We start from the raw sequence: 26213 nt of genomic DNA, 5'->3' as shown, positions 1-26213 counted from the left end.
GCCAGGAAATGCGCGACAGAATCAATGCTGCCCTGAAGGCGGCGCAAGATGATGGCGACAAACGCAGATGCGCGACCCTGCGGTTGATGCAGACCGCGGTCAAGGACCGGGAAGCGGCTGCCCGCGAGACGGGCAAGGATGGCGTCAATGAAGCTGAAGTGATTGAAATTCTTCAGAAAATGATCAGTCAGCGGGAAATCTCGGCGGTGGAATTCGAAAGCGGAGGTCAGCTGGATCTGGCCGAACAGGAACGGACCGAGCAGGACATTATCCGCGAGTTTCTGCCCGAACAGCTCAGCGAAGACGAAATGCGGACCATCTGCCAGGAGATGGTCAAGGACATCGATGCGCATGGCCTCAGAGATATCGGCCGCTGCATGAGCGAATTGAAGACCCGTTATCCGGGGAAAATGGACTTCATGCAGGCCTCCAGCGTCGTAAAGGACATGCTGAGGGCAGATAGCGCCTCCAGAACGGAAAACGGTTCGGACGGCAAGGGAAGCACCTGATCCGGGCACAAGGGCTAACAGGGGGCTTCGGGCGCCTTCAGGGTTCTTCACAGATAATCCAGAGCCCCGGACCGGCAGTCCGGCCGCTCTGGAAACGTCTTCAAAGTCATTCTATTTTGGAAGCCGGTTTGGTCGGGCGCACTGCGTCTGTCATGGCCGGAGCTTCTCTGACGATCGGAAACCAGTCTCTTCATGCGCTTTGAACCGCGACTTCTTGATGAAATCCGGGCCCGGCTAACCCTGTCGGATCTTGTGGGCCGGCGCGTGACCTGGGACCGGCGCAAGACCCAGCCCGGCAAGGGCGACTATTGGGCCTGCTGCCCGTTTCATCAGGAAAAGAGCCCGAGTTTTCACGTCGACGACCGCCGCAACCGCTACAAGTGTTTTGGTTGCGGGGCGTCCGGCGATCATTTCACCTTCGTCTGCGAAACCGAGGGACTGAATTTTCCCGAAGCGGTGGAGCGGCTGGCCGAACAGGCCGGTGTGGCGCTGCCGGCACCGGATCCGCAAGCTGCCAGGCGTGAGAAGAAGCGCGCCGGCCTGGCGGATATCTGCGAGATGGCTGCGCAATTCTTCCAACATGAATATGCCGGTCCGCGTGGGGAAACGGCGCGGGCTTACTGCGCCAAGCGCGGTCTTGTAGCAGAGACCTTGCGCGAATTCCGCTTCGGTTTTGCGCCCGACAGCCGGGACGCACTGAAATCCTTCCTGGCGGCGCGGGAAATCCCCGAGCCGGCGATGATCGAGGCGGGGCTCGTGATCCAGCCGGAAAACGGGCGACCGTCCTACGACCGGTTTCGCGGCCGTCTGATGATCCCGATCCAGGACGACCGGGGCCGGGTGGTTGCCTTTGGCGGACGAACGCTGTCGCCCGACGGGCAGCCGAAATATCTCAACTCGCCGGAAACGCCGCTCTTTCACAAGGGCATCATGCTGTTCAATGCGCACCGGGCGCGGGAGCCGGCCTTCAAGTCCGGCGAGGCCGTGGTGGTTGAAGGCTACCTTGATGCCATCGCACTGTGGCAGGCAGGTATCCACCACGTTGTCGCTTCGCTCGGCACCGCCTTCACCGAGGACCAGGTTGTCCGGCTCTGGAAATTCGCACCCGAACCGGTGATCTGCTTTGACGGCGACGCCGCCGGTGTTGCGGCAGCCCACCGCGCGATCGACCGGATATTTCCGGTTCTGAAGAGCGGCTATTCCTTCCAGTTCAGCTTTCTGCCCGACGGCATGGACCCGGACGATCTGGTCAAGCAGCGCGGCCTGAGCGGCTTCCACGAGGAGGTCGCCCGCGCGCAGTCCCTGTTCGACGTGGTCTGGGACCGGGAAACGTCTGTTGCGCGCCTCGACACGCCGGAGCGCAAAGCCGCTCTGGAAAAGCGGTTCGACGATCTGATCGGGACCATCCGAGACGAGAGGGTGCGCCGGCGCTACCAGCTCGATCTGAAATTCAAACTGTCGAACTTCTTTTTCGAACAGTCCCGGCAAAGCCGAAAAGGCGGCAAGGCTGCGGAAACCGTTCCTTCTCTCGGGATCGCCCGGGAACGCGTCGCTGCCAGCGATGATTTCGGAACGGAGCGCCTGGTGCTTGGATTGAGCATGCGCTACCCGCATTTGCTCGACCGGAACTTCGAACGCTTTTCCAGGATCCCGTTTGCCAACGAGTTGCATTCCCAGCTGCGCGATGTCCTGTGCCGGATTGTCGACGATCTCGAAGTGGCGCCGATTGCCGATCTGACAGGTGGGTTCGAGGAACCGCTCCGGGATATCATGTCGGAGATGATGGCGGAGACCATCGGCCTGCAGGAACAGAAGGGCGCAGAATTCTCCGCCCTGATCCACCGGTTCCCGCTGCTCAAATCCAACCCGCCGGAGGATTTCATCGAGGCGGCTTTTCTGCATTTCCTTGATGTGCTTGAGCTCAATGCGCTGGAAGAGGAGCTGGCGTCTGAACTGGCGGTGGCCGATGACGAACTGGACGAGCATTCCTGGTCGCGGATACAGGCGCTGACGCAGGATCTCAGCCGCCGGCGCGAGGAATGTGCGCGGGACGAGGGTGATCTGGCAGAACGGGCCAAGAAGATCAGGACCGCACCGCCTGCGGCAGCCGCAGGATAGGTGGCAGAGATATCGGTCGTTTGCCGGCCGGCAGAACGCCTCATTTTCCGGTTTCAGGCGGTTGCGGCTTCAAAAAAACGCATTTTCCAATTGACCTGTGACGAATCACACTTGCGAATCGTGCGCGTCGAGCTAAATAGAACCTTTGCAGCCTTCCTGCGCCGCAGCCTTCAAGCCTGCTCGCGGCAATAGTCTTATAAAAGCTGCAACCCGTTTGAACACCTCTTCGGCATTCGTTCTTCGAATGTGGACTTGAAAGACCGTGCGCCGCCTCGATGCTGAAACTTGTCAATGTCGAAAAAGCTACGGTTAATTGGGACTTAAGGGACACGGCTTACAAACCTATCCACACTGATTCCTTTGGACGCCGCCGCTTTCAGAAGCTGGCGCGCTGAGGAAGACGTGGGTTGAAGCCAAACTAGGGGCGCGGCGTGGCCCGTCAGGCCACGAACTGGAGCACGACATGGTAGCCAAAGCGACACAAGCAGACGACACTCAGGAACAGAGCGGCGAAGGCGCGGACGGCCCGCTGCTGGACCTGTCGGATGCTGCCGTCAAGAAGATGATCAAAGCCGCCAAGAAGCGCGGCTACGTCACCTATGACGAACTCAACGAGGTTCTGCCGTCGGAACAGGTGTCTTCGGAAAAGATCGAGGACACGATGTCCATGCTGTCCGACATGGGCATCAACGTGATTGACTCCGACGAAGCCGAAGACGGTCCGGAAGAAGTCGACGGCGGCGAGCTGGCGACCACGACCACCACGGCCGTCGCCAAGACCGGTAATACCAAGGAGCCGGCGGACCGGACCGATGACCCGGTACGCATGTATCTGCGCGAGATGGGCTCTGTGGAGCTTCTGTCCCGCGAGGGCGAAATTGCGATCGCCAAGCGGATCGAGGCCGGCCGCGAGGCCATGATTGCAGGTCTTTGCGAAAGCCCGCTGACCTTCCAGGCGATTATCATCTGGCGCGACGAACTCAACGAAGCCCAGGTCCTCCTGCGTGACATCATCGACCTGGAAGCGACCTACGCCGGCCCGGACGCCAAGGCCGGTCCGGCAGTTGCCAATGACGACGTGGCACCGGGCGAGGGCGAAGAGAAGCCGGCTTCCGGCGAAACCTCCGAAAACACGGAAAACGAGGAAGGCGAAGGCGACGGCGAAGAGGATGACGACGAGTTCGAATCCAACGTCTCCCTGTCGGCCATGGAAGCCGAGCTGAAGCCGGGTGTCCTGGAAACCTTCGACAACATCGCCGACAACTACAAGAAGCTGCGCCGCCTGCAGGACCAGCTGGTCGAAAACAAGCTGGCCAACAAGACGCTCTCCCCGAGCCAGGAGCGCCGCTACAAGAAGCTGAAAGAAGACATCATTGTCGATGTGAAGAGCCTGTCGCTCAACCAGAACCGTATCGACGCCCTGGTGGCCCAGCTCTATGACATCAACAAGCGTCTGATGGGCTATGAAGGCCGTCTGCTGCGTCTGGCCGACAGCTACAATGTCGACCGCACCGACTTCCTGAAGCAGTATCAGGGCGCCGAGCTGGATCCGAACTGGCTGCGCAAGGTGGCGAATCTCTCCACCCGCGGCTGGAAGAACTTCATCGCCAAGGAAAAGGAAAACGTCCGCGAGCTGCGTCAGGAAATCCAGACGCTGGCAACCGAGACGGGCCTGGAAATCACCGAATTCCGCCGCATCGTGGCCATGGTGCAGAAAGGCGAGCGCGAAGCCCGCATCGCCAAGAAGGAAATGGTCGAGGCCAACCTGCGCCTCGTGATCTCCATCGCCAAGAAATACACCAACCGCGGCCTGCAGTTCCTCGACCTGATCCAGGAAGGCAATATCGGCCTGATGAAGGCGGTCGACAAATTCGAGTACCGCCGCGGCTACAAGTTCTCCACCTATGCGACCTGGTGGATCCGTCAGGCGATCACCCGCTCGATTGCCGACCAGGCCCGCACGATCCGTATTCCGGTGCACATGATCGAGACGATCAACAAGATCGTGCGCACCTCGCGTCAGATGCTGCACGAGATCGGCCGTGAGCCGACCCCGGAAGAGCTGGCCGAGAAGCTGCAGATGCCGCTGGAAAAGGTTCGCAAGGTTCTGAAAATCGCCAAGGAGCCGATCTCGCTCGAAACGCCGATCGGCGACGAGGAAGATTCCCATCTCGGCGATTTCATCGAGGACAAGAACGCGGTTCTGCCGATCGATGCGGCGATTCAGTCGAACCTGCGCGAGACCACCACCCGCGTGCTGGCGTCGCTGACGCCGCGCGAGGAGCGTGTTCTCAGAATGCGTTTCGGCATCGGCATGAACACCGACCACACGCTGGAAGAAGTCGGCCAGCAGTTCTCGGTGACCCGCGAGCGTATCCGCCAGATCGAGGCCAAGGCGCTCCGCAAGCTGAAACACCCGAGCCGCTCGCGCAAGCTGCGCTCGTTCCTGGACAGCTAAGGTCAGTTTAAATATTACTGCGAAAAGCCGAAGCAACGCTTCGGCTTTTTTGTTGCGCTAATATGAACGTTGTCACAATTGCGTGCAGTCGATTGATTGGATGATTTGAGGATTAGGGGTAAATGGGCAGTTTTTATACAAATATTACCGTCAAGGGCGCTTCCCGGGAAGCCTTGCTGGAGGATCTAAAGCGCAATAGCTGCAACGCTGTTGTGGGTCCATCTCTTGGGGGCTGGTGTACCTTTTCAGAAGAAGGAATTGACATGCAGGATCAGGAACGGATCCGGGCCTTTTTGAAGTGGGCTTCGTCACGTTATGGCGGCGTTGCGTTGTCTGTTCTTTGTCATGATGACGCCGTCTTGGAAGTTCAGCTTTTTAAGCAGGGAGAACAGATAAGCCACTACAATTCGTGCCCGGGATATTTCCTGGAGGATCCGACCGATGATCAAACGAATCCGGTGTTGGAGAATGCAGGGAATTTCGCCGCCGAGTTCGACGCGGTTTCGGAAAAGGACCTGGAACACATCCTGATGCCCGATGCCGGGACATATCTGTATCCGCTAGATGTGCAAAGTGAACTATGGCGTATCCTGCAGCTGCCGGAATATGGAGTTGGTTTTGGTTTTCGTTATGCGGAACATGATACTGACGAATATGAACCAGAACGGTTCGCCCGTACCAATTGATTTGCTCCAACCTGATGATGCTTTGGGTGCAAAGAGTTTCTAATTTGGGCCGTGCGGGAAGCGATGCAATCTAGGTCGGTGTAAGAGACCTATTGGAAACAAGGACTTGGCATTGGCGCTTGTTGCCGACATGGACCATTTCAACGAGCCGCCCCGGCCCGATGACCGCAAGGAATTCGGCTGGGGCCTTGTGGCATCGTTTGTCCTGCATGGTCTTGCCGCCTTGTTGATGACGGGGATCATCACCGGTCATGTGACCGAACCGCTGCAGGATACGGTTGAAGTGGAGTTGGTGCCGCCGCTCACTGAGGCGGTCCCTGTTCCGGAAGAGGTGCCGGAGGCAGCCACGCCCGAACCGGAGCCCGCTCAGGAGGAGGAAGTTCCCCCGCCGCCACCACTGCCTCCAGCGCCGCCGGAGACCGTCGAAGCGCCTGCCGAGGTGCCGATCGAACTGGCGGTGGAAGAGTTTGGCGAAGAGAACACTGCGCCGCTGGAAACCGCTGACGAAACGCCGCCCGAAGAGACCGAGCCTGAGGAGGCCGTTGCCGAGGCTGAGAGCGAAGAAACGACTGCGCCGTCCGAGCAGGACGCGGCCAAAACGGAGCCTGCCGAAACCGATCCTGCGGGAGATGAGGCGGCGGCGGAGGTTGATACGGCTGAGGCCGATCCGTTGGAGGGCGAACCGGAAACCGCAGCCGAGACCGAAACCGAACCGGAGGAGACGGAGAGCGTCGAGACGGCTTCTCTGCCGGTCGAAGAGGATTTTGACGCCGCCTCGGGCACGGAAGCGGTGGAGGATGTCGGCATTGCGGAGGAGGCGACGCGCGATGATTTCGGCGTTGTCGGTCCGATTGCAACCGATGCAACGCCCAGAGTGAAACCGGCGGCACCCGTCCGGACAGCACGCCGTCAGGATACACGACAAAATTCCGGTCAATCGTCAGGCGTGCCGGCGGGCATGTTGCCGGCGCGGGAGCTCTTTTCCCGGGTCCTGCTGGACGATCCCCAGGCCCGCAGCGCCATGCGCGGCATGTCGGAAAGCCAGCGGCTGAACCTTCTGTGCATGACCGAACTGCGGGCGCAGATCGCGTCGGTCAGCGCGTTGCCGCCGGAATTGCTGCCCTCCTTCCGCCCGCCGCCCGGCAACGTTCTTCAACCCCGCGGAGCCGCATTCCGCAGCCTGGGCCGCTGGTTCGACGTTGCCTTTCGTTGCGAAACGGATCGCGGCGTCACGCGCGTTGAAAAATTCGCCTTCAAGATCGGCAACGAGATCCCGCAGAGCCAGTGGCTGGAACGTGGATTGACCGGGTTCTAGCGGGGCTCTGAGCAAACGCCAACCGGATCAGCGTTCGATTGCCTCTACTGGAAAGAAGCTTGCACCGGGCGGCAGAGCCGCCGCCTCGGCCTGTTCGGTGACCTGGTATTCCAGGCCGAAACCGTAGTCGGGTTTGAAATAGCCGGGGCCGACCTGAGGCGCGGGGCTCAACGTGGCTTCGCCGGGCTTCAGATCTGATCCGCGGATGACGCCGATCTGGAACACGATGCGTGCAACTGCTTGAGGCGTTTCGCCGAGCCGGTAGCTGTCATAAGGATGATAGGCTTTTGCCGGGTTGGAGAGCACGATTTCACCGGAGATCGTTTCACCCGGTCCAAGCCGCTGGAAATAGGGCAGTTCCGGGCTTTCCACCTTCATGCCGTCCGGGATCCGCATGATGAGCTTGCCGGCATAAAGCGTGCCGTCGGCCTGGGGCATGACATAGGCGGTGCGCGGGTCGATCGACAGACTGCCGTCCGCTGCCGGTTGGTAGAGGAGATCGGCCACGTAAATGTCGGTCGTCTCCGTGTTGGTCACCTGGTAGGACAGCGCGATATAGGCCGCCGTAACGGTTTTGACGGATAGGGTCAGCATGGGCGCGCGCTCCTGATTTCGATTGCAATCACTTGATCATAAATAGCCGGGTAGCGCGAGGCTGCCGTGTCCGCCAAAACGGCGTCAATAGCGCGGACGTTGATGTTCTTCATCGTTCTTGCCGATTTCATGCTCGTCGAAATCCTTGCGGATGTTGTTTTCCGTCAGCTCGCTGTCCTTGTATTCGCCAAGGCCGACTGTCTGCAGTTCATAGCCGGGGGCCTTGCGCTTGTTACCGTCGGCATCGGTATATTCCACTTCGCTGCGGCCATCCGTTGTGCCGTTGGCATCGTGATAGGAGTGGATCAGCTCGTGGCCGAGGCCGATGGCCGGATCGCGGGTCATCCAGTCCTCACCATTGAGCTTGTCGCGGTCCGGGTTGAACAGCACCGTGCTGTCGCTGCCCGGCCCCGGTTTGTTGTTGGTGGTGTCATAGAGACCCTTGTTCCAGTCGGCGGCCGTTTCCGTGTTGCCCTTGCCTGCAGGGGCCTGCTTGATCGTGGTGGTCTTGTCGCTGGAATCGAGCGCCTGCAGCAGTTTCATGCCGGTCGGGGACTGGGCCAGCCGGTCGAGGGCGGCCAGAGCCTTTTCCTTGAACGCGTCGGAACCTTCGATCTTGATGGAAGACTGGCCGTTCTTGATCTTGTTCATCAAGGCCTTGCGTTTCAGATCGGCAATCTGCTTCGGCGTCAGACTGGACGGGGCGCCCATACCAGCTCCCCCACCGCCGCCGCCCGCACCGCCACCCCCCTGCGTGCCGATCAGCACGGTCGGGAAGCCGGTGACGATGGCGCCGCCTTTCAGGGTCAGGTCGGTCATCCGGGCGGCCGGCAGATTCTCCACCAGAACGGTCCAGGCGCCGGTGATGATCGGGTCGCCGCCCATGGGAGGCGGCGGGCCGACGCAGACACACAGATCGGTGACGCGCGCCTGGGGCATCATGCCGGTCAGGACCGTCCAGGCGCATTTGTAGACAATTGGGGCCGGCACACCCATGCACATGGGGCAGGTATGCATGTCGAGAATGCGGGCTGCTGGAAACTGCATGAAACTTCCGCCGTCAGATGAACTTGAGGGAAATCTTCAGCTGCAGGCCGGTTTTAGTCAATGACGCTACGTCACACTTTTGCGCTTCCGGTGTAAGCTCCGGCGCAGGGGGATCGGTCTGGACAGACACGCCGACCTGAACTTGCGGCAGGTCCCTGGACTGGTTTGAAACCCGGGTACGGCAATGGGGGCAGAATGGACACGGTGCATCGGGACCCTGCGGGAGGCCAGCGTCCTCAAACCTATATCGAGGAAACACCGCAATGGCGGGACGGTACAAAGGTCGAGGCCTCCGTCCTGACGGGAATGCAGTGGCGGATCTGGTGGCTGGCCTGCGCGGGAAAGTTTTTCGAGGGTATGGTCATCTTCATGACCGGCATCGCCTTGCCGCTGATCGGCCGCGAATTCGGACTGACCGCCTTGCAACACGGATTGGTCAGTTCCGCGGTGCTGTTCGGCATTCTGATTGGTGCCACGGCGCTTGGCGGCCTGGCCGACCGCTTCGGTCGCCGCTTCATGTTCATCGTCGAAATGGCCCTGTTCATCGTCTTCCTGCTGGTTCTTTCCGTAGCGCCGGGACTTGTCGTGACGTTGCTGGCACTCTTCGGCATCGGCCTGGCGCTAGGTTGTGATTATCCGACCGCGCATATGGTGATTTCGGAGAACTTTCCGGCGCGGGCGCGCGGGCGGATGGTGCTGGGTGCATTCGGTTTTCAGGCGATTGGCGCCATGTGCGGCACGGGCATTGCGTTCCTGACGCTGACCTGGTTTCCGGACCTGCACGCCTGGCGCTGGATGTATCTGGTGGCCGTCGCGCCGGCTGCTCTTGTGCTCATCGGCCGCTTTTTCGTGCCGGAAAGTGCCAGCTGGCTGATGGTGCAGGGACGTGTGAATGACGCCGAGGCCGCGCTTTTGAAGCTGCTGCACAGGCAACCGGTCTACCCGGCCGAGATCAAACTCGCGCGGCAAGCCGGGACCGGCGATCCGGTGCAAGCCAGAATTGGCCTGAAACACTTCCTTGGCGACCGGAAGCTGCGCCGCGCAACCCTCTTTGCCGCCTTGCCCTGGTTCCTGCAGGATCTCGGCACCTACGGCATCGGGATTTTCACACCGGTGATCCTGGCCAGCGCGATCGGTGCCAAGCGAGCCCATGAAGGATCGGTCGCCGATCTCGTCTATAATGACCTTCTGGCAGCCAGAGGGGCTGCGCTGATTGATGTGCTTCTGATTGTCGGCATCCTTTTCGCGATCGTTCTCACCGACCGGGTCGGCCGGGTCAAACTGCAGGTCATCGGGTTTCTGGGCTGTGCTGCCGGACTGGCCATTGCCGCGGTCAGCGGTACTGTTGGCCCGGAGTGGCAGATCCCGCTGATTTTCGCGGGCTTCATGCTGTTCAATTTCATGACCAACCTGGGACCGAACGCCCAGACCTATCTGATCGCGGGTGAGGTCTTTCCAGTTGCCTATCGCGGCATGGGGGCCGGGTTTGCAGCCTCCTTCGCGAAGATCGGGGCGGTGATGACCGCGTTCCTGTTTCCGATCTTTCTGAAGGATCTCGGCACCGGCACGCTGCTGACCGCTCTGGTGGTGACCTCTGTCCTTGGCGCCGTCGTCACCTGGCGTTACCGCATCGAGACGCGCGGCGCGCAACTGGACTGACAGGCCGCGCCGTCAGTCCAGGACCCGTTCCTGCCGGATCAGCCGTTGCCGCAGCACCAGCATGGCGAGGGCAGGCACCAGAGCAATCCCGGCATTGAGATAGAATACGGCGGCGCCCGACTGGATGACGGCATCCTTTGTGACCAGGGTTGCTTCGCCCGGCGCGACAAGTCCGGTCATGATGGCGAGCAGGCCCGTCAGTCCACCGCCAATGGCGATGCCGGCAGAGGAGATGGTCGGCAGGATCGAGGACACAAGGTTCTGGTCTTGCCCGGTTGCACCATACATCAGCGAACGCATCAGGATCTGGTTGCAGAGCCCGTGACCCGCGCCCGTGACAACGGCTGCCAGCGCAAAGGCGGGAAGCGAGGCGTTGTCGATTGCCAGGGCTGTCAGAGCCATGCCGCCTGCGATCAGGAACGGCCCCAGCGCCAGATAAAGAAGTTCGCGCTGGCGGTCGGGTGCCCGTGACGAGATGAAGGCGAAGAGCGACCAGGAAAAGGCGAGCAGGGCGGCGACATAACTTGCCTGAGTGACGCTCAGGCCCCAAAGCACCTGACCGATCGTGGTGACAAAAATCGCGCGTACTGCGGCGGCCACCGAGATCAGGATGACGATCCAGGTACCAAGGCCGATGAGTGTCCGGATGCGGAAGGCGTCACGCGGGAAGAGCCGCCTGGGGCTGGCCGCATCGATCCGCAACAGCAGTCCGGCGACGGTCAACCCGGCCAGGATTGTCAGAGCCAGAGGCAGGGGCTCATGCAGTTCGCCGATGACGGTCAAAAGGAAGATGCTGACGGCAAGCAGCGCGAGCCGCAGCACGAACCGGCCATGCCTGCCCTCATGGCTGGCCGGGGCCGCCGCAGGAGCGGTGCTGGCGGGCAGGGCGGTGTTCATCAGCACAAACAACAGCACGACCAGCGGCAGGTTGACCAGGAAGGCCGCGCGCCAGGACCAGAGTTCGGACAGGAGGCCTGCGGACACCGGACCGAGGCCGGCCGCCAGGGCCCAGACCCCGGCGAGAAGCGCAAACACGCGGGGCACAAGCGTCTGCGGGAACAGATCGGGGATCAGCGCATAACACAGCGCGATGATCATGCCTTCGCCAAAGCCCTGCAGCGCGCGGCCTGCAATGAGGCCTTCAAGAGATGTCGACAGGCCGGCCAGAACCGAGCCGCCGGCAAGCAGCAGCGTGGCCAGCAGGAAGGGAAGGCGAGCGCCGAATTTGACTTTCGCGGCGCCGGTCAGACAGCCGGCCAGGATCGCCATCATCTCAAAGGAGGAAAACACCCAGAAGGCCCGGTCCTGGCCACCGAGGTCGCGAATGATGTCCGGCAACACGGCGGTGGTGACAAAACCGTTGATCGCATGCGACCCGACCCCGAGCATCAGGGCCAGGGTTCCGGCGGCACGGTCCGGGGAGAAAATGGATTGGCTGGCAGGCAATGGCGCTGGCGACGTGATGGTCATGGCAACCTCAATAAGAAAAGATTTTTCTTTTTATATGTAGGTGCGTCGAATAAGAAAAGAAAATTATTTTTTATTTGTCCCGGCTGCGCTTCCCTCAATGTCGTCATCCTGAGGAAGCGCGATCGCGCTGTCTCGAAGGATGGTTAGCAGGTTCGGACCAGGCGGACGATCTGCATTTGGCTCGCTGGCACATCCTTCGAGACGGGCCTTTGGCCCCCTGCAGGGTGAGGCCGAGTGAGGGGCCGTTGCGCTTCAGTTCGCAGGGGCGGCAGGTTCCTTCGGCTCGACAACGCAGTCCAATGCGCATTCAGATCGTCCAAACAGAGGATCCTGACTTCAAGCCGCGGTCCATTGGTCGCGCCTTGCTGGCTGGCTTTTTCGGACCTGAGGACCTCACGCATCGTCCGGGCCAAAAGGGCAAGGGCTCTGGAAACGATTGGATCCCGGAGCGGGTCCGGGATGACCCGGAAGGAGGTTGGGGCAGGGGTTGGCAGAGCCGTAGGTGTCTGCCGGGCTGCTGTCGAGCGTCGGTGGTTGTGGTCAGGTTGCGCCCATTTAGAGTTGCGGTTGCGCGTACGCCTTGCCAATCTGAAGATCGGATGCAGTGGGGGCGGGTGACTTGGACAGACTGACTTTTGAAAAGCCGGATGATGTCGGCAAGTGGCTGGAAGACAGACCGGCTGAGTGGGCGCAGGTGGTTGCCGCGCGAGTAGCATTGCGAGTGTTTCCAATTCTGCTTGGTGCCGGCGGGTTGAGCAAGGAGACGCTAGAACAGAACTTGCAACACGAGCTGATTTTGCGTGGCTTTCAGAGCGTATTCCTGTCATGGGTCAGTTGCAGTTATTCGGTGAGAGATCCTGGACTTTTTTCACAAACTGCGAGAAGCGCCGCTTCGGCAGCAGCCAATGCAGGAATTGAAGCGAGCGAACTCTCGTCAAATGTTCGGCCTGCGTCGGGAGCGGTGCTTTCGGCTGCAAATGCGGCTGCTGCAGCCGAGGCAGTGAACACGCTCGCTATCGCAGCCGAGAAAGGCATAGAAACCAAGCCGGTCGACCTGCACACAAGATCCGCCGCCGTTGCGCTTGAGGCTGCATTGAAAGCTGTTGCCGATATCGATGGCGGGCAGCGTCTTCTTTCAGCAACGGTGGTAGCAGATTGCCAACGTCTCCTGGAGAGTTTGAAGCCTGACGAGCTCATCCGTCAGCCCCTTTGGCCGGAAAACCTGCGCGACGACGATTCTCCCTCCAACCAGCCCGCCTGGCTTGTTCGTGCATTCGAGACTTTCGCCAACAGCGAGTGGTCCGGCACGGTGGCCTGCCGGCTGATCTCCCAATGGTACCAGGCCCTGGTTCCCATCGAGGGTGACGTTTCCAATAGCGCCTTCGGAGAAGAGGCCGATCTTGCCATAGCGTCCCAGTCCGCCGAATTCTGGACGGCGACCGATGACAGGAACACGGGCGCCATTTGGGAGGAGCTCGAGCTGCTGAGCCAAGGCGGCACGTTGGAGCCCAGGCGAAAGCAGGCTGACGACGACCCTCAGGACGATGAGACCGATCCCGGCGGGACGCCGGACGACCCCGAGACCGATCCCAAGGACGACAAGGAACCGCCCGCCGAAATCAATGTCGCTGTCCAGTTCGACCAGTTTGCCCGCAAGGACGAGCTGGGCCGCAAGCGATTTGCCGAAATCCTGGCGGCACGGATCGGCGAGCTGCATGTGGGAGGCGGGCCGGACGGACTGGCGGTGAACCTTCACGCACCCTGGGGAGCCGGCAAGACCACGGTCCTCTATTTCATGAAAGGCTTCCTGGAGGCAGAAGAGCTGCCTGAAGACAAGCGCTGGGTGGTGATCGACTTCAATGCCTGGCAGCACGAGCACCGGCGACCGCCCTGGTGGCCCTTTCTGGAAACCGTCAAGAGCCAGCTGTCGGATCGCCTGACGGCGCAGAAACGCCGTACACGGGCCGCTGAAGTGCGGCACGCCTGGAACGAATGGAAGTTCAAGGCGGAGGCCTTTCCCATTTTTGTGGTTCTGTTGGTCGTTGCAATTCTCCTGACCCTGTTCCTGTCCGGCAGCAGCGATGTCTTCAAGACGGTTCTGGGGGCCGTTGGCGGCGTTTTTACGCTCCTGGCGACAGTCTCGCTTTATTCCCGCAAGGCCTTTTTCGGATCGGAGAAGAGCGCCTCGCTCTACCACGATTTTGCCAGCGATCCGCTGGAAAAACTCTCGGTCCTGTTCAGGGACATGATCGAGGCGGCGGATGCGCCGGTCTGTATCTTCATCGACGATCTCGACCGCTGCCAGAACGACTTCGTGGTTGAATTCCTGGAAGGGCTGCAGACCTCCTTCCGGCACCGGAAAGTCGCTTATGTGGTGGCTGCCGACAAGTTCTGGATCAAGACCAGTTTTGAAGACAAGTATTCCAGCTTCTGCGAAAAGACCGCCGACCGGACCCAGCCGCTCGGCTATCAGTTCCTGGAAAAGATATTCCAGTTCAACGTGCCGTTGCCGGGCATGGCTGCGTGGAAAAAACGCTATCTGGAAGCGCGGCTCGGCCTGATGGGAACCGGCTCTGGTGGTATCGGGGCAGGCGATCTTTCTTTCGCTGGAACAGGAACAGGAACGGGAACGGGAAACGGCACCGGAACAGGCCTGGGCACGGGTGACGCCGCGCCGCCGGATGAAAAGGTGGAGGATCTTGAGGTCGAACGTCTGCGCGGCGAGATCCGTTCGACGCAGCCCGAAGGCCTGACGCATGAGACGGTCAGGATGTTGTCGACGGGAGACGGCAGCGCCAATCCGGCCTTTCAGGCGGCCTTGGCGCTGGAATATACGACCTCTGCGGCAGCTCAGCGGGAGGCGGAGCATTTTCTGCTTCAGTATCTGGAATTGCTGCCGGACAATCCGCGGGTGATCAAGCGCATTATCAACGCCTTCGGCATGTCGGTCGCAACAGCCATTCTGGAACAGCAGGCGCTTGACTATGACGTGCTGACCCGCTGGACAATCCTGGAGCAATGTTATCCGGCGGTCGCCGATGAGCTCACCGGAGATCCCGGCCTCGCAGATCAGCTACTGGCGGTCGATGCTGACGGAGGTGAAGACCTCACCAACCTGACGGATACCCTTGTCGCCTTCTGCGCAAAGAACATGGCAGTGAAACTGCTCAAGAGTGGCGAGGTTGCCGTTCTGACACCGCAGGTGATCCGGCGGCTGACACGTGGCTTTACCGGGGACGAGGCGGACGCTGTCTAAACGCGCGGCCGCCTCACATCCCGGTCAGTTCCAGAAAGTCCGGCGGAACGTTTTCCGCGAGCCAGACACCGTTGTCGGTCCGGAAAAAGACATGGCCGGCGTCCTGCATCACACGGGCAGCGACTTTCAGAACCGCCGGTTTGCCGTGACGCATGCCCACTTTCACGGCAGTGGCGGTGTCGGGAGAAAGATGCACGTGATGCCGGTTCATCGGTTTGAGGCCTTCGCTCAAGATGAGCGGCAAGGTCTTCGTGGCCGTGCCGTGGTAGAGAAATTCCGGCGGTGTCAGCGGGGCAAGGCCGAGGTCGATCTTGACGGAGTGTCCCTGCCGGGCGCGGATCTTCGTGCCGTCTTCGGACAGTTCGAAGCGCTTCTTGTCGTTGGTGTCGACCACCCGTTGCAGCTGGGTTTGATCGCAGGCCAGCCCGAGACGATCAAAAGCACTCAAGACCTCAGCGACATTTGCCCAGCCGTCTTCGGTCAGTGTCAGCCCGGCGTCCTGGGGTTGATGTCTCAGCCAGAGGGCGAGGCGTTTGGAAATCTTTGTATCTGTTTTCATTGTCTTTTCTTCAAATAGATTTGGTGTTGCGAGCGCAGGTTGCTTCCGCGGCTCTGTCTTTGTCATCCCGGTTTGCCGTGTTGCGGCAAGACCGGGATCTAGTAGTCACTGTGCAGCGTGCGTTCGCCCAAAACTGGCGGCACGGCGTACTGGGTCCCGGCTCTGCGCTGCGCTTCGGCCGGGATGACAAACGAGCGGCAGGAGATCCTTGGGCTGGATAGGCCTTAGCTGCGCACAAGCAGAAACGGCGCGGGTTGCCCCGCGCCGTCCCTTGTTCAAGCAGCGCTGTCGTCGCGCAGGCGGACGAGGTCGTTCATCAGGCCGCCGGTACCGTTGTGGACCGTCAGTTGATCGACCTTGCCGGCAATGGCTTCGAGTGCTTCCAGCTCCTTCAGCCGCAGCATGACCGGGTTTTCGGCCATGACCCTGGCAGTGTTCAGAAGCGAACGGGTTGCGTTCGTTTCTTCCCGGCGTCGGATCACGTTGGCTTCGGCTTCCTTTTCCGCCGTCACCACCTTGTTGAGGATCTCGCGCATTTCGCCCGGCAGGACCACGTCCTTCAGGATGATGTCGCTGACCTCAACGCCGATCGCAGCCATGTCGGTCCGGATCTTTTCGGCCGCTTCCGCGTTGACCTCGCCCTTCCTTTCCAGGATCTGATCGAGCTTCAGCGCGCCAAGCTGCTTGCGGAAGACCACCTGCAGCGCCCGGTAGAGCGTGTCGGTGAAGTCCTTGACCTCGGTCGCGGCTTTCACCGGATCGACAACGCGGTACTCCGCGCTGAGGTTGATCCGGATGGTGACGCGATCAAGGGTCAGGACTTCCTGGCCGGTGACGTCGAGCGCCTGGCGTTTCAGGTCGATGACCTTCTGCGTAACCGTGCGGCCGGCCTTCCAGAAGGCATGCACACCGGCTTCCAGCACCTGGGTCAGGACACCGTCGATGAAGAGCAGCGCAACGCTGCCCTCCGTCACCGGCGCAGTCACGACCTGATCCGTCAGACGGGCTTCGCCGAGCCGGCGCATCAGCTTCCGCGGAACGGCCGGTTCCGCCTCGGTGTCGATGAGCGTCGAGGTCCACGGGCCGGCGGCGGTCCACAGCACCAGCTGCTGGTCCGGTCCGATGACCATGGCGATCCGCGTGTCCCGTTCGACGATGGCGACTTCGCCAGGACCGGTCCGGACAACGGTCAGGTGCTCTTCGGCAACTTCGGGAAGCTTATCGAACAGCGCCTTCTCGTAGGCAGACCGAAACGTGGGCGTTGCCATCGCGTGGCGCTCGACCACCAGGGTGCCGCGGCCGTTTTCAAGGCTGTGTTCTCCCGGTCCGAGAATGCCCCGGAGTTCGCCCTTGCAAATGTGCAGGGCCCGTTCGGTTTCTGAAATCACAACGCGGGTGCGACCGCGGATCTTGTCGAGAAAAGTCGTCATGTCGATAATCCTTCCATTGCGCTAAGGCACTTGGATGTCCTTTCCGTGGGTTGAAGTCTGTTGGGGGTTGTAAGAACCGGCTTCTCCAAATGAAGGCCAGGGTGAAATCTTGAATAAAAAGAGAGACCTGAAGAAAACACGAGATCTCCCGACGGGCATTGGGTCAGCGGGCGTCGCGGCGGCTGCGCGGGTCACGCCCGTTCGAAAACAGACGGTTCCGGCGCGATCGCGGCAAAGCCTTCACACAAGGCCGGGCGAGGGCACCTGGCATCCGCAAACCGGGATACGCCGTGGCGCAACCCTTGCCTGCGTCTGCAAGTTCTCTTCAGGTCCCGTTGAAAGACAGCACCTAAAGCTGTTGGCTTATCAGGCCAGTCCGGGTGTGAACCGGGTGTTGGAGCGGGAGTCGAACCCGCGACCCTCAGATTTTCAATCTGATGCTCTACCATTGAGCTATCCATGGAGCGCAAGACAGGAGTCGAACCTGTTGCCTCCGAGCAACAGTGCCCGTCGTTCAACCGTTGAACTTCATGCGCGGCAATCCGATCTGCCAGAACAGCATCCGGACATGAAGCGGCAGTGCCGGATCATGCGGGTGGCGAAAATAGCCGAACCGTTGATGTCTGCGCCAGCGTGGCGACCGGTGAAAAAGTGATAACGCCAAAACGGCCGCCGCTGCAACTGACAATTTCATGACAGGCTCGATTTGTTGCTTTATTGCAACATGATGTTGTACTTTGGGAACATTGAGGATTTGAAGTGGCCGGGTAGAGGTCCTCTTTGATTGCTTTGAAGCGGTTTCGGTGAAGAAGCGTAAACCGCTTTCCGGTGACCCACTTGCGCACCGGCTGGCGCGCAGGCAAACTCGCGGTCAAATTGCAGTTTGCGGCAGTGAGGACCCATGGCCAACAAGCAGTCCCGGTTTCTGATCGATACCTATTTTGCAGCCTTCAATGCGGGCGATACCAAGAAGATGGAAAGCCTGGTTGCGGAGGATCTGGTCCACGACGTCAATCAGGGCGAAAGGCGGGTCGGCAAGGACGCGTTCTGGTCGTTCAATGTGCACATGACGCGCTGCTACAAGGAGCGGCTCACCGATATCGAGCTGTTCGTCAACGAGGACGGCACGCGGGCCGCCGCCGAGTTCGTGGTCAACGGCACCTATATCGACACGGACACTGGTCTGCCGGAGGCGAACGGCCAGACCTACAAGCTGCCGGCTGGCAGCTTCTTCGAGATCCGCGACGGCCAGATCGCCCGCATCACCACCTACTACAACCTTCAGGACTGGATCGACCAGGTGAAGGCAGGGGAAGGCGCAAAGGTGCCGGAAGACGCCTGAGCGGGGCTGTCACCACCCAGCCTGAAATTCAGCAGCAGCTACCTGGCTGGCAGCACTGGCGCACGGTTTCGTTGTTGCCGCAGCAATCTTCCAGAAGATAGCGGATCAATGTGCCCATGGCCTCAAAGTCCACCTGATAGCAGATCTGCCTGGACTGGCGGGTCGCGCTGACAAGGCCGGCCTCTGCCATGGTCGACAGGTGAAACGAAGCGCGTGACGGCGTCGCGCCGATGGCGGCCGCGATGTCTCCCGCCGTCAGTCCGGCAGCACCGGCCGCAACAAGCCTTTTCAGGATCTGCAGGCGGGGCGCGCTCGAAATCGCTGAGAGCGCGGCCAGGGCATCGGCTTCCTTCATATTTCAAACTTTCTTGAAATTACATTTCTTTTGTGTCACGACTATATTTCAACAATCTTTGAAATGAAAGGCGTGACCATGACCTGCAACTCACTTTTGGAAACCCTCGAGACCCTGCCCGGGGACGCGCCGCTGGTGTTTGAAACCCCCGAGGGAGAGATCGGCGACGGCTATCACGTCACCGAGTTCAAGCTGGCGCATGTGACGGGGATCGATTGCGGGGCGCGCCTGTCCAACTGGAGCGAGGCGACCCTGCAGCTTCTGGACGGGCAGGGCGGGGGACACATGCCGGCCGGCAAGTTTGCCGGCATCCTGAAGCAAAGCATTGCCAAGGTGAGTGGCCTTGGTGACGCGCCGCTGCAGGTCGAATTCGCGCATGGCAACAGGGCGAAACAGATTTACCGGCTGGCGACGCCGGAACTCTCCGCCGGTCGGGTCCTTGTCGGTTTGCGGGACACACGAGCCCATTGCAAGCCGGCGCTCGACAGGAAGGCGGCGCTCGGCAGCTCTGCCGGCTGTTGCGGAGCCAATGCGGCGAACGAAGCCGGTTGCTGCCAGTAAGCCGGACGGCGGGAACGCGTTCCCGTCCGAATGAAACAAAGTGGGCAACACCGGGGGCCGAGAGGTTTTCACCCTCGATCCCGGCGTTGCGATAAGCGTGCATTGGCCTCCTTGCGGCGATGGATCCGGACCGGGTCAGCCCGTGAGCCAGGGCGGGTTGCGTCCGATGCGTTCCAGCAGGAAGTCAATGAAGACGCGGACCTTGGCGGTCAGAACATTGGACTTCGGGTAGATCAGCCACAGACCCGTATCGTCCTGCACCTCATAGTCGGGCAGAACGCGCACCAGCCGGTTTTCCCGCATGTCTTCGGCGGCGTTCCAGAGGGCGGTCAGGCCGATGCCGACACCGGCGCAGGCTGCCAGTTTGAGGCTGAGGCCGTCATCCATCACCAGCCGGCAATCCGCATTCGCCGGATCAAAGACATGAATGTTGCCGTCCGGTCCGCGCAGCTGTTTCGGCAAGCGGCTGCGAAAGGCGATATACCGATGCGCGGCCAGGTCGGACGGGTCCGACGGCGTGCCGTGACGGGCCAGATAATCGGGTGAGGCAACCAGCACCCGTGTGTCGTCGGCAAGCTTGCGCGCCTTCAGACTGCTGTCCTGGAGCGCGGCGTTGCGCAAGGCAAGATCAAAGCTGCCTTCGATCAGATCAAAGGGCAGATCGGAGAGGCGCAGATCGAGATCGATGCCCGGGTATCGCTCCAGAAACTCCGGCAGAAGCGGAATGATATAGGCCTGGGCAAAGGTGCTTGAGGCAGCAAAGCGCAAGGTGCCGGTCACATGTTCGCTGGCAAAGCCCAGCGCGGCGCGCGCAGCGTCTTCCTGGGCCAGGATTTCCCGTGCAAAGGGCAGGAACTCCGCCCCTTCCAGCGACAGCGCCACCTTGCGCGTCGATCGATGGAGAAGATCCGCCCCGACCGTCTGTTCCAGCTTGGCCAGCCGGCTGCTGGCGACAGCCGGTGCCAGGCCAAGCTCGCGGCCGGCAGCACTGATGTTGAGCTTTTCCGTCGCCAGAACGAACAGGCGCAGGCTGTCGGTATCCATCTGATTATATCCAAAATCAGAATTATGAACTCGTGTTTGGTCGATTTATATAGTGAGGAAGCCGAATTATCTAGGGGTGGTCCTGAAAGAGAGACAAGACAGATCAAGAGGAGCCGCCCAATGGCCTTTTATTCCGTTCTTGCCGTCACCCCGACTTCCGAAGGCTGGATCCCGGATTATATCGGCCCGGCCAACAGGCTGGTCGCCCAGTATGGCGGCAAATATCTGGCCAGAACCGCAAGCCACAGCCAGCTGGAAGGCGAAGAGAGCGGTGCTGCTTTGCGCATTGTCATTGAATGGCCATCCAGAGAAGCCGCGGAAGGGTTCATGAAAGACGCGAACTATGCCCCGCATCTTGCGGCCCGCACCGAGGGCTCTAACAGTTTTCACTTCCTGACCGAAGGCAAGGACGATCTGGCCTGAGCGCCGCTTGCACGGTCCTTTGCCAACGCTCTGATCGGAGATGACATCCCATGCAGATTGCAGCCAACGTCAACTATCATGTCCACAGCCCGGACCCTCAAGCCTATCTGATTGATGCGGGCGGTGTGACGGGCAAGCTGGTGCCGCCGGTGCAGGACCGTCAGACAGTGTCCGTGCGCGATCTGCGCGGACAGGAAGATCGCGTCCGGTTCGACCGGGACAGCCTGGCCTTTGTGAAACGCCCGAGCGTTGAAGCGACCTATGGCGACGACAACGCCTGGCAAAAGGCCTATGACCGGCAGCTTGCGGAGCTTCTGACACAGGAGATCGGCGCGCGGGACGTGGTCATCTTCGATCACACGGTGCGCATTGACGATCCGGCGTCCGACCGCAAACCGGCGCGCAATGTTCACAGTGACTACAGCGAAGCGGGGGCGCAGCAACGCCTGAAGGATCTGCTTGGCGATGCCGGCGCTGCGGACTGGCGCGAAGGGCATTTCGGCTTCGTCAATGTCTGGCGTCCTATCCGGCACCCGATCGCCAGTGCGCCACTGGGTTTCGTCCTGCCGGGCTCTGTCGAAGAGGCCGACTGGGTTACGCTCGATCTGGTCTATCCCGACCGCATCGGCCAGATCATGGGGCTGGTTCACCAGGGCGCGCATGACTGGGTCTACCTGTCTGCGATGACACCGGACGAAGTCGCGATCTTCAATATCTACGACAATCGGGGCCTTGCCTCGATCGCCCACAGCGCTCTTGATCTGGACGCTGACGGGCACGCAAGCGTTCCCAGAATGAGCCTGGAGAGCCGGACGCTGGTGCGCTACGCGCGCTAGAAGAAAGGAGAAGGACGTCATGCTTGATCGTGTTTCTGAGACCGGCTTTCAGCCCCTCAACAAGGGCTTTGGCCGGGTGTTCCGGCAGGGCCGTTTGAGTGTCGGGCTGGTGGCGCCACTGGAAAGCTATCCTTATGGTCCGGTGCCGCAGCTGGAGCGCCATCTGGAACGTGTGAAGCTCGCCGATGAGCTCGGCTTTGCTGCGGTCTGGCTGCGTGACGTTCCTTTCAACGTGCCGTCTTTCGGTGATGCCGGACAGACTTTCGATCCGTTCACCTATCTTGGGTTCCTGTCGGCGGCAACGACCCGCATCGCGCTGGGCGTTGCCAGCATCGTCCTGCCGCTTCGCCATCCTGCTCATGTCGCCAAGGCGGCGGCAAGCGCGGATGTGCTGTCGGGGGGGCGGCTTATCCTGGGCGTTGCTTCGGGCGACCGGCCGGAAGAATTTCCGGCGCTGAACCTGCCGTTCGAGGACCGGGGCGCGCGGTTCCGCGACAGCTTTGACTATATCCGCGAGATGGCAACGGATGCCGGGTCCATCTTCAATTCCTATGGCAGCCCGGGTGGTGGCATGGACATGCTGCCAAAGCCGGTCGCCGGCAAACTGCCGATGCTGATCACCGGCGGCAGCCAACAGGCACCGGACTGGGCTGCGGCCCATGGCGATGGCTGGATGACCTATCCGCGGCCCTTCACGCTGCAGGAGAAGGTGGTGTCCGACTGGCGGTCCCGCGTTCTGGCGCAAGGCGGGTTCGACAAGCCGGTGATGCAGCCGCTCTATGTCGATCTTGCCCCGGAGCCGGATGCGCCGCCAAGACCGATCCATCTGGGCTTCCGGCTCGGGGTCGAGCATCTCAAATCCTATCTGGCGGCGCTGCAGGAGATTGGCGTCAACCACGTTGCGCTCAATTTGCGCTTCAACCAGCCGGACGTGGAAGACACACTGAAAAAACTGGCCGACGCGCTTCTGGCGGAGTTCCCGGCCCATGAAACGAGGGACAGGTAAGACCATGAGCAAGACCATTTTGATCACCGGCGCAACCGACGGCATCGGTCTGGAAACCGCCTGCAAACTGAGCGCGGCCGGCCACACGCTGCTGCTGCACGGCCGCAATCCGGACAAGCTCGCGGCAGCCAAGGCGCGCGTCGGTGCAAAACCCGGCGCGGGCGAGGTGGAGACCTGGCTGGCGGACTTTTCCGATCTTGCCGACGTTGCCCGCATGGGCAGCGAGATTGCATCGACGCATGAGCGGCTGGATGTTGTGATCAACAATGCCGGTATCCTGAAAAGCCCGGTGGAGATGACACCGGCCGGCCTTGATATCCGTTTCGTCGTCAATCTGCTGGCGCCGGTCCTGTTGACGCAGAAACTGCTGCCGTTGATGGGACCGGGCAGCCGGGTGGTCAATCTTTCCTCCGCGGCGCAGGCCCCGGTCGATCCAGCTGCGCTCGCCGGCAAGAAACAGCTTTCCGCCATGGATGCCTATGCCCAGAGCAAGCTGGCGCTGACCATGTGGACGCGGCATCTGGCACAGGACCTTGCGGGAAAGGGACCGCTGATCGTTGCGGTCAATCCGGGCTCGCTTCTGGCCAGCAAGATGGTCAAGCAAGGCTTCGGCATTGCCGGCAACGATCTCGGCATCGGCGCGGACATCCTGGTGCGGGCGGCTGTCTCTGAGGAATTCGCCTCGGCGAACGGCCTTTATTTCGACAATGACAGCGGCCGTTTTGCCGATCCGCATCCGGGTGGGCTGAACGACGCGCGCACCGCTGAACTGATGGAACAGGTAACGCAGCTCCTCAAGGCCGCCTGACGAACACCGGCGCCCGGAAGTGGGCGCCGGATCAGACATTCCCCCGGGCAGCGGTCGCTGGTCCGATCATCCCTGGCTGGTGTCATCTGACCCAGCCTTCCGTGGCCATGATTTCCTGTCCTTCTTCCGAGATCAGAAAATCCACAAAGTCCCGGGCCTCCGGGCTGGCATTGGGGGCGACTGCGACGCTGATGTCCCGCCAGATTCTGCGTTCGGGTTCAATTTCGACCAGCTCAAGCTCGTCCGGGTTGGTCAGTGGCCAGTTGGGCCAGGTGATCCAGGCGTCGGCTTCCAGGTCCTTGAAGGCTCGGAAACTCGCACCGGAACCCAGGGCAAAGTCAACAATGTTGCCGCGCAGGGTCGCAACATCTTCAAGTTTGCCCAGTCTTCCCGCAACGTCTTCCCATGTGCCTGTTCCCGACGTGTTGTAGACACCGGCGCCCTCGGTCACGACGATCTTGATGTCTTCCTGTAGAAGGTCGTCGAAGCCTTTGATGTTCTTTGGATTTCCCTTCTTGACCGCAATGATGGCCGGTCTCAGATAGATCGGCTCGACCTGGTCGGAGGAAAAGGTCTTGTAGGTCTGAAGAAAGGCGGTCATGGACTGTTCGGAGGTGCCCCAGATGATGTCGGCATCGGACTGGGCGTCCCTGGACCAGCGGCTTTCCGGGCCTGCGATGATTTCCACCGGGGTCCCGCTGCGTTTTTGCCAGACATCTGCAACCTTCTGAAAGGCGGTGTGCGGGCCGCCGGCACCATAAAGTTTCACGACACCGTCTTGTGGCTGGTGTTGGATGGTGGGGTCGTAGAGGGTGTCCGCAAGAGCTGCGGCTGGCGTCAGCAACACAGTGCCCAGCGCAATGATTTTCGCGATTTTCATCGTTTGTCTCTTTTTGTTTTCCTGTCGGTTGAACGTTTGTCCTCGTGTCTGATGGCGAAGACGGGCGCACAATGAAACGCGAATTGAGGTCGGATTTGGGCTGGCAGCTAACCGAAGTTTAATGCGACGGAAAGGTGTTGGTAAGCCAGTGCAAGTATTTGTAAAATAACGTGAAAAGAAGATTTCCTCCACCAGATCCCTGAATCAATTCGAAGTCACTCAAACGTGTCTCGGGTGAAAAGGGCTGGTTCAGCAACCGGTCGCGCTCCCTGCGCTCCAATCATCAATGAGGCCTGACCCCAAGTAGTCGATTGCTCTGGCTTATCCATGAAGCCTCTGCCGGGGGCGCATTGACAGGTGTCTAAAAAACTATATAACTAGAAATATGGTTATATTGAATGAGGCGACGATGGATCCGGAAGTGGCAGCCCAGGGCTTTGCGGCCCTTGGTTCTGAAGCGCGATTGCAGGTGGTGCTGACCTTGGTCAAGGCCGGCAAGACGGGATTGACGGTGGGGGACATCCAGTCCCGGACCGGCATGGCCGCGTCGACGCTGGCCCATCACCTGAAATTTCTCTCTTCCGCCGGACTGGTCAATCAGGAAAAGGACGGCCGTTCGGTGATCAACCGGGCAGCCTTCGATCACCTGGAAAACCTGGCCGGATACATCCTGAAAGAATGCTGTTCCGACGAGAACGGCTGCGCCGACCCGTTGCAGGAAAGAGAACTGATCCATGAGTGATACGGTGGAGACCATCAAGCTTGCGGAGAAATCCGCATCGAGCAGTTGCTGCGCATCGACGCCGTCGACCGGCGCGGGCGCCAAACCCGGATGGACCTTCAAGTCCTTCCCGGGCCGCAAATATCTTCTGTCGACCTGGACAATCGTTGTTGCGGGACCGCTCCTGGTCCTGTTGCTCGATCAGGCGCAGTTCATTCCCTTTGTCAGCTTTGCCGTTCAGGCCTTTGGCGGCACCTTGCCCTATATCGCCTTTGCCGTTGCGCTGATTGCGTGGCTGAAGGCGGCCGGAGCGGAAGCCTATGTCGGCAAGGCCTTCGAAGGGCGCGAGACCCAGGCGATCTTCCTGGCTGCGCTCTTCGGCGGCCTTGCGCCTTTCTGCTCCTGCGAGGTCATCCCCTTCATTGCCGGTCTTCTGGCGGTCGGGGCGCCGCTCTCAGCCATCATGGCCTTCTGGCTGTCTTCCCCGCTGATCGATCCGCCGACACTGCTGATCACGGCCGGTGCGCTGGGCTGGCCATTTGCCATCGGCAAGGCGGTGTTTGCCGTTGCCCTCGGCCTCTTCGGCGGGTTCCTGGTCTCGCTGCTGATGCGCACGGGTGTCTTTGCGAGCCCGGTCAAGATCGGCTCTTCCGTTGGTGGCTGCGGCTGTGGCGCGTCGCCGAAAACCGGCCGGCCCGTCTGGCAGTTCTGGCGTGAAACCGAGCGCAAGGAACGCTTCGGGGAAGAGCTCAAGACAAATGCGCTCTTTCTGGTGAAGTGGCTGGCCCTGGCCTATGTGCTGGAAGCGGCGCTGGTAACCTATGTGCCGGCGGATCTGATTGCCGGTGTCGTCGGCGGCGAAGGGCTCGGCTCCATCGTGATCTCCGCGCTGGTCGGCATGCCTGCGTATCTCAACTCCTATGTGGCGCCGCCGCTTCTGGCCGGCCTGATGGACCAGGGCATGAGCGCCGGTGCGGCCATGGCCTTCATGATTGCCGGTGCGGTCAGCTCCATTCCCGCCATGGCGGCGGTCTGGTCGCTGGTCAAGCCGAAGGTCTTTGCGACCTATCTGGGGCTTGGATTTGTCGGGGCCGTTCTGTCCGGCCTGATTTTCCAGATGGTGATCTGAGGACCAT

The 26213-nt window shown here is 60.8% G+C and carries 24 protein-coding genes and 2 tRNA genes; 15 read left to right on the top strand and 11 right to left on the bottom strand.

Annotated features, from left to right (window positions below; genetic code table 11):
- The first annotated feature begins 8 nt into the window (after positions 1–8).
- From CHH27_RS12270 to CHH27_RS12250, 5 genes are all read left to right on the top strand, one after another.
- On the top strand, positions 9–509 hold the full coding sequence (locus CHH27_RS12270) for a GatB/YqeY domain-containing protein (RefSeq protein WP_198338409.1): 501 nt from the start codon (positions 9–11) through the stop codon (positions 507–509).
- Positions 510–701: 192 nt separating this feature from the next.
- Positions 702–2627: a DNA primase gene (gene dnaG, locus CHH27_RS12265; RefSeq protein ID WP_094071839.1), complete on the top strand. Its 1926-nt coding sequence runs from the start codon at positions 702–704 to the stop codon at positions 2625–2627.
- A 463-nt stretch (positions 2628–3090) separates the two neighbouring features.
- Complete coding sequence (gene rpoD / locus CHH27_RS12260; protein WP_094071838.1) at positions 3091–5085, top strand: RNA polymerase sigma factor RpoD; 1995 nt, start codon at positions 3091–3093, stop codon at positions 5083–5085.
- A 122-nt stretch (positions 5086–5207) separates the two neighbouring features.
- The gene (locus tag CHH27_RS12255) at positions 5208–5771 is read left to right on the top strand and encodes a hypothetical protein (protein ID WP_157738893.1); all 564 of its coding nucleotides are present in this window, start codon (positions 5208–5210) and stop codon (positions 5769–5771) included.
- Between the two features lie 106 nt (positions 5772–5877).
- Positions 5878–7086: a DUF930 domain-containing protein gene (locus CHH27_RS12250; RefSeq protein ID WP_157738892.1), complete on the top strand. Its 1209-nt coding sequence runs from the start codon at positions 5878–5880 to the stop codon at positions 7084–7086.
- Between the two features lie 27 nt (positions 7087–7113).
- Here CHH27_RS12250 and CHH27_RS12245 read toward each other — a convergent pair whose 3' ends face one another.
- Entirely contained in the window at positions 7114–7680 is a 567-nt protein-coding gene (locus CHH27_RS12245; protein ID WP_094071835.1) for a hypothetical protein, read from the bottom strand.
- Between the two features lie 84 nt (positions 7681–7764).
- The gene (locus CHH27_RS27675) at positions 7765–8727 is read right to left on the bottom strand and encodes a M91 family zinc metallopeptidase (RefSeq protein WP_157738891.1); all 963 of its coding nucleotides are present in this window, start codon (positions 8725–8727) and stop codon (positions 7765–7767) included.
- 195 nt (positions 8728–8922) lie between these two features.
- On the opposite strand from CHH27_RS27675, the gene CHH27_RS12235 reads away from it, so the two are divergent.
- Positions 8923–10386, top strand: coding sequence for an MFS transporter (locus CHH27_RS12235; RefSeq protein ID WP_094071834.1), 1464 nt, complete (start codon positions 8923–8925; stop codon positions 10384–10386).
- 12 nt (positions 10387–10398) lie between these two features.
- Here the strand turns inward: CHH27_RS12235 and CHH27_RS12230 are convergent, their stop codons facing one another.
- On the bottom strand, positions 10399–11856 hold the full coding sequence (locus CHH27_RS12230; protein ID WP_094071833.1) for an MFS transporter: 1458 nt from the start codon (positions 11854–11856) through the stop codon (positions 10399–10401).
- Positions 11857–12856: 1000 nt separating this feature from the next.
- Between CHH27_RS12230 and CHH27_RS28580 the strand changes: the two genes are divergently transcribed.
- Positions 12857–15112, top strand: coding sequence for a P-loop NTPase fold protein (locus tag CHH27_RS28580; RefSeq protein ID WP_198338408.1), 2256 nt, complete (start codon positions 12857–12859; stop codon positions 15110–15112).
- Positions 15113–15125: 13 nt separating this feature from the next.
- Here CHH27_RS28580 and CHH27_RS12220 read toward each other — a convergent pair whose 3' ends face one another.
- From CHH27_RS12220 to CHH27_RS12200, 5 genes are all read right to left on the bottom strand, one after another.
- Complete coding sequence (locus CHH27_RS12220; protein ID WP_094074704.1) at positions 15126–15671, bottom strand: RNA 2'-phosphotransferase; 546 nt, start codon at positions 15669–15671, stop codon at positions 15126–15128.
- Positions 15672–15946: 275 nt separating this feature from the next.
- Complete coding sequence (locus CHH27_RS12215; RefSeq protein ID WP_094071831.1) at positions 15947–17101, bottom strand: slipin family protein; 1155 nt, start codon at positions 17099–17101, stop codon at positions 15947–15949.
- 395 nt (positions 17102–17496) lie between these two features.
- Positions 17497–17560: transfer RNA gene (locus tag CHH27_RS12210), tRNA-Phe, on the bottom strand.
- A 1-nt stretch (position 17561) separates the two neighbouring features.
- Positions 17562–17637 (bottom strand) — tRNA-OTHER (locus CHH27_RS12205).
- Positions 17616–17795 carry a hypothetical protein gene (locus CHH27_RS12200; protein ID WP_094071830.1) on the bottom strand — a complete coding sequence of 60 codons (180 nt, stop codon included), beginning with the start codon at positions 17793–17795 and terminating at the stop codon, positions 17616–17618. Before CHH27_RS12200 ends, CHH27_RS12205 begins: the two co-directional genes overlap by 22 nt.
- A gap of 207 nt (positions 17796–18002) precedes the next feature.
- On the opposite strand from CHH27_RS12200, the gene CHH27_RS12195 reads away from it, so the two are divergent.
- Positions 18003–18443: a ketosteroid isomerase-related protein gene (locus CHH27_RS12195; protein WP_094071829.1), complete on the top strand. Its 441-nt coding sequence runs from the start codon at positions 18003–18005 to the stop codon at positions 18441–18443.
- A 28-nt stretch (positions 18444–18471) separates the two neighbouring features.
- Here the strand turns inward: CHH27_RS12195 and CHH27_RS12190 are convergent, their stop codons facing one another.
- Positions 18472–18798, bottom strand: coding sequence for a helix-turn-helix transcriptional regulator (locus CHH27_RS12190; RefSeq protein ID WP_094071828.1), 327 nt, complete (start codon positions 18796–18798; stop codon positions 18472–18474).
- Positions 18799–18876: 78 nt separating this feature from the next.
- Between CHH27_RS12190 and CHH27_RS12185 the strand changes: the two genes are divergently transcribed.
- Entirely contained in the window at positions 18877–19359 is a 483-nt protein-coding gene (locus CHH27_RS12185; RefSeq protein WP_157738890.1) for a DUF6428 family protein, read from the top strand.
- Between the two features lie 135 nt (positions 19360–19494).
- On the opposite strand, the gene CHH27_RS12180 is transcribed toward CHH27_RS12185, so the two are convergent.
- Entirely contained in the window at positions 19495–20403 is a 909-nt protein-coding gene (locus tag CHH27_RS12180; protein ID WP_094071826.1) for a LysR family transcriptional regulator, read from the bottom strand.
- 120 nt (positions 20404–20523) lie between these two features.
- On the opposite strand from CHH27_RS12180, the gene CHH27_RS12175 reads away from it, so the two are divergent.
- The 4 genes from CHH27_RS12175 to CHH27_RS12160 are packed head-to-tail and all read left to right on the top strand — an operon-like array spanning position 20524 to position 23476.
- Positions 20524–20826 (top strand): DUF1330 domain-containing protein, encoded by a 303-nt coding sequence (locus CHH27_RS12175; protein ID WP_094071825.1) that lies wholly within the window; start codon positions 20524–20526, stop codon positions 20824–20826.
- A gap of 50 nt (positions 20827–20876) precedes the next feature.
- The gene (locus CHH27_RS12170; protein WP_094071824.1) at positions 20877–21662 is read left to right on the top strand and encodes a CmcJ/NvfI family oxidoreductase; all 786 of its coding nucleotides are present in this window, start codon (positions 20877–20879) and stop codon (positions 21660–21662) included.
- A 19-nt stretch (positions 21663–21681) separates the two neighbouring features.
- A complete protein-coding gene (locus tag CHH27_RS12165; RefSeq protein WP_094071823.1) occupies positions 21682–22668 on the top strand; it encodes an LLM class oxidoreductase in 987 nt (328 codons plus the stop codon).
- A 4-nt stretch (positions 22669–22672) separates the two neighbouring features.
- Entirely contained in the window at positions 22673–23476 is an 804-nt protein-coding gene (locus tag CHH27_RS12160) for an SDR family NAD(P)-dependent oxidoreductase (protein ID WP_094071822.1), read from the top strand.
- Positions 23477–23558: 82 nt separating this feature from the next.
- Here the strand turns inward: CHH27_RS12160 and CHH27_RS12155 are convergent, their stop codons facing one another.
- The gene (locus CHH27_RS12155) at positions 23559–24356 is read right to left on the bottom strand and encodes a substrate-binding domain-containing protein (RefSeq protein ID WP_094071821.1); all 798 of its coding nucleotides are present in this window, start codon (positions 24354–24356) and stop codon (positions 23559–23561) included.
- Between the two features lie 409 nt (positions 24357–24765).
- Between CHH27_RS12155 and CHH27_RS12150 the strand changes: the two genes are divergently transcribed.
- Complete coding sequence (locus tag CHH27_RS12150; protein ID WP_094071820.1) at positions 24766–25098, top strand: helix-turn-helix transcriptional regulator; 333 nt, start codon at positions 24766–24768, stop codon at positions 25096–25098.
- On the top strand, positions 25091–26206 hold the full coding sequence (locus tag CHH27_RS12145) for a permease (protein WP_094071819.1): 1116 nt from the start codon (positions 25091–25093) through the stop codon (positions 26204–26206). Before CHH27_RS12150 ends, CHH27_RS12145 begins: the two co-directional genes overlap by 8 nt.
- Positions 26207–26213 lie beyond the last annotated feature (7 nt).

Origin of the sequence: Labrenzia sp. VG12, assembly GCF_002237595.1 — a bacterium.
Lineage (GTDB): Bacteria > Pseudomonadota > Alphaproteobacteria > Rhizobiales > Stappiaceae > Roseibium.
Note: the sequence above shows the minus strand (reverse complement) of the source record. Positions and strands in the feature narration are given on the sequence as shown.